Origin of the sequence: Pyxidicoccus fallax (assembly GCF_012933655.1) — a bacterium.
Classification (GTDB): domain Bacteria; phylum Myxococcota; class Myxococcia; order Myxococcales; family Myxococcaceae; genus Myxococcus; species Myxococcus fallax.
This window is the reverse complement of the sequence record NZ_JABBJJ010000610.1, coordinates 1-3451: the sequence shown is the minus strand read 5'-3', so window position 1 is coordinate 3451 and position 3451 is coordinate 1. Positions and strand designations below refer to the sequence as shown.

Below are 3451 nucleotides of genomic sequence, written 5' to 3'. Positions count from 1 at the left end.
GGTGTAGGCGGGGAGGGGGCTCTCTTCCACACGGAGGGGTCGACGCCCGGGCGGTCCGCCGCTAGGGTGCGCCCCGCCGTACACTGCACCAGGAATCACACGTGAACACGCAAGCCGCGCTCTGGGTGGGTTTCAACGTCTTCGTCCTCGCGATGCTCGCCGTGGACCTCGGGCTGTTCCACCGCAAGGAGCACGCGGTGACGCCCAAGGAGGCGGGCATCTGGACGGTGGTGTGGATCAGCATCAGCCTGCTGTTCTGCGCCGGCATCTGGTACTACCGGAGCCCCACGGAAGGGCTGCAGTGGCTGACGGCGTACGTCGTCGAGTACGCGCTCTCCGTCGACAACCTCTTCGTCTTCCTGATGGTGTTCAGCTACTTCCGGGTGGCGCCCGAGCACCAGCACCGGGTGCTCTTCTGGGGCATCATCGGCGCGTTCATCATGCGCGCGGGCCTCATCATCGCCGGCGCCGCGCTGGTGCAGCGCTTCCACTGGCTCATCTACCTGTTCGGCGCGTTCCTCGTGTACACCGCGCTGAAGATGCTCTTCTCCAAGGACGAGGACATCGACCCGGAGCAGAAGGGCATCGTCAAGTTCGCCCGCCGGGTGCTGCCGGTGTCGCGCCTGGGTGACGGCAGCCGCTTCTTCGTCCACGAGGACGGGCGCAAGAAGGTGACGCCGCTGTTCATCGTCCTCCTGGTGGTGGAGGCCACCGACCTGCTCTTCGCCCTGGACTCCATCCCCGCGGTGCTGGGCATCAGCCAGGACGCCTTCATCATCTACACGTCCAACGTGTGCGCGATTCTCGGCCTGCGATCGCTGTTCTTCGTGGTGGCCAGCCTCATGGACAAGTTCCACTTCCTGAAGGTGGGGCTGAGCGGAATCCTCGCGTTCGTGGGCGTGAAGATGCTCATCACCTACTTCAACATCCACGTCCCCATCGGCCTGTCGCTCGGTGTGATTGCCGGCATCCTGGTGGGCTCCATCGTCGCCTCGCTCATCTGGCCGAAGACGCCGGACCCGGGGCACGACCGCGAGAGCGCCAAGACCTGAGCCGCGGGCCGGGGCGGGCCCCCCGCCGGCCAACCTGGCGTTTTCCTTGCAACCGGAGGGCATTGGCGCCATTTCTGGGGCCATGTCCTCCACCGCCACCACTGACGGCATCCGCATCACCGTGAAGCCGAGCTTCTGGCCGGAGCGCAGCGCGCCGGAGTCGGGGCAGTTCGCGTTCATGTACTCGGTGGAAATCGTCAACGAGGGCAGCGCGCCCGCGCAGCTCAAGTCGCGCCACTGGGTCATCACCGATGCCACCGGGAAGGTGGAAGAGGTGAAGGGCGAGGGCGTGGTGGGACGCCAGCCCAGCCTGAAGCCGGGCGAGCGCTTCGAGTACACGAGCTGGGCGATGCTGCGCACGCCCTTCGGCACCATGCGCGGCACCTACGACATGGTGCGGCCGGACGGCTCGCGCTTCGAGGCCCGCATCGCGGAGTTCGCCCTCACCCTCCCCAACGCCCTGCACTGATGGCCACGCCCGCCGCGAAGCGAGGATTGCTGCTCGTCAACCTGGGCACGCCGGACGCGCCGGAGACGGGGCCGGTGCGCCGCTACCTGCGCGAGTTCCTCAGCGACCCGCGCGTGGTGGACATCCACCCCGTGGGCCGCTGGCTGCTGCTCAACCTCATCATCCTCCCGGTGCGCCCGGCGAAGAGCGCGGAGGCGTACCGCAAAATCTGGATGAAGGAGGGCTCGCCGCTGCTCGTGTACAGCCAGGCGCTGACGGCCGCGGTGGCCGAGCGGCTGGGGGGCGAGTACGAGGTGGAGCTGGGCATGCGCTACGGCAACCCGTCCATCCCGGATGCGATTGCCCGGCTGCGCTCGCGCGGCGTGTCGGACTTCACGGTGCTGCCGCTGTACCCGCAGGAGGCCACGTCCTCCTCGTCGTCGTCGCTGGCGCGCACGTACGAGGTGATGACGGAGGGCTGGGACGTGCCCAACGTCCGCGCGGTGCCGGCCTTCTACGACCACCCGGGCTTCCTGGACGCGTTCGCCACGGTGGCCCGGCCCGTCATCGCCGAGGCGCGCGCGGACCATGTCCTCTTCAGCTTCCACGGCGTGCCGGAGCGGCACGTGAAGAAGAGCGACCCGACGGGGCGGCACTGCTTCTCGTCGGCGGGGTGCTGTGACGCGATGACGGACGCCAACCGCCACTGCTACCGGGCGCAGTGCTTCGCGACGGCGCGGGGGCTGGCCCAGCGGCTGGGGCTGCGCGCGCAGGGCGAGGACTGGACGGTGTCCTTCCAGTCGCGGCTGGGGCGCACGCCGTGGGTGAAGCCCTACACGGACGTGGTGCTGCCGGAGCTGGCCCAGCGGGGCGTGAAGCGGCTGGCGGTGATGTGCCCGGCCTTCGTCGCGGACTGCCTGGAGACGCTGGAAGAGGTGGGCCTGCGCGCCCGCGAGCAGTTCGTGGAGGCGGGGGGCGAGTCGCTGACACTCGTCCCCTCGCTCAATGCCCACCCGTCGTGGGTGGACGCGGTGGTGCGGCTGGTGCGCGAGTCCGACGCGGCGCCTACTTCTGTGGCTGCGCTGTCGGCTGCGGTGCCGGAGGCGACTCGAGCGCGCTGAGGCCCAGCTTCAGCGTTCCGGGCGGCACCTGCAGCGCCTTGCCGGGGAAGGCCCCCTTCGTCACGGTGGAGAGGGTGCCCTCCCAGGAGCGCCAGCGGCCGGCCTTCACGAGGAACTCGCCGCGGCCCGAAATCTTCACCTCGGCGCTGATGTCGGCCTCGTTGGAGCCGCTCTTCGCGCCCTCGGCCGGCTCGTCCTCGCCCTCGCGCGCGGGCACGGTGGCCGGCTTGCGCTGGGGGCGCACGGAGCCGGAGACGCGCTCGTAGAGGTCGTACTCCACGGTGGCCACCTGCTCGCCGCCGTCGGCGGGGGCGAGGCCGGTGAGCTTCACGCGGTTGCGCCGCTCGGGCGCGGGGCCCTGGAAGCTGGGGCCGAGCGCGTCCGGGGAGACCAGCTCGGTGCCCAGCGACCACGTGTCACCGTTGCCCACCGCGTCTCGGGGCAATTCGAGCACCAGCGTGGCCAGGTTGCGGGTGACGCCCTGGAGGCCCTCCAGCACGAAGCCGCGCTCGCTGATGGTGCCCTGGTCGGCCGCGGCGTCATTGCCCTCGGGGATGACGCGCAGGCGGAAGTCGCCCGAGTCGGGGCGCTCCAGGACGTAGGTGAGGGCGCTGGGGAAGGCGGAAGCGGCGGCGGAGGGAGCCGGCCTGGGGGCCTCCTCGCGGGCCTTGCCGCGGCCCTTGCGGCCCCGGGTGGGCTTCTCGGGCTCCGGCGCGTCGGCGGCGGCGGACACGGCGCCCGTGCGCTCCACGGTGAGGCGGTAGGCGAGCGACGTGCCCGAGGCGAGCTTCCAGCGCAGCACCGGCTTCGTGGGGTCCGCGGTGGGGCGG

The 3451-nt window shown here is 70.7% G+C and carries 4 protein-coding genes; 3 read left to right on the top strand and 1 reads right to left on the bottom strand.

Going from position 1 to position 3451, the window contains the following annotated elements; genetic code table 11:
* Window positions 1-101 precede the first annotated feature (101 nt).
* From HG543_RS52525 to hemH, 3 genes are all read left to right on the top strand, one after another.
* The gene (locus tag HG543_RS52525; RefSeq protein WP_169352502.1) at window positions 102-1052 is read left to right on the top strand and encodes a TerC/Alx family metal homeostasis membrane protein; all 951 of its coding nucleotides are present in this window, start codon (window positions 102-104) and stop codon (window positions 1050-1052) included.
* An 82-nt stretch (window positions 1053-1134) separates the two neighbouring features.
* The gene (gene apaG / locus HG543_RS52520) at window positions 1135-1521 is read left to right on the top strand and encodes a Co2+/Mg2+ efflux facilitator ApaG/CorD (protein WP_169352501.1); all 387 of its coding nucleotides are present in this window, start codon (window positions 1135-1137) and stop codon (window positions 1519-1521) included.
* On the top strand, window positions 1521-2621 hold the full coding sequence (gene hemH, locus HG543_RS52515; protein ID WP_169352500.1) for a ferrochelatase: 1101 nt from the start codon (window positions 1521-1523) through the stop codon (window positions 2619-2621). The genes apaG and hemH overlap by 1 nt, the downstream gene beginning before the upstream one ends.
* Here hemH and HG543_RS52510 read toward each other — a convergent pair.
* Window positions 2566-3451: hypothetical protein (locus HG543_RS52510; RefSeq protein ID WP_169352499.1), on the bottom strand; the 886-nt coding region annotated here is incomplete at its 5' end. The two genes, hemH and HG543_RS52510, sit on opposite strands and share 56 nt — an antisense overlap.

Bases quoted from the DNA above. Each gene is read 5' to 3' on its own strand.
- apaG (WP_169352501.1), top strand. From the start codon at position 1,135: ATGTCCTCCACCGCCACCACTGACGGCATCCGCATCACCGTGAAGCCG.
- hemH (WP_169352500.1), top strand. From the start codon at position 1,521: ATGGCCACGCCCGCCGCGAAGCGAGGATTGCTGCTCGTCAACCTGGGC.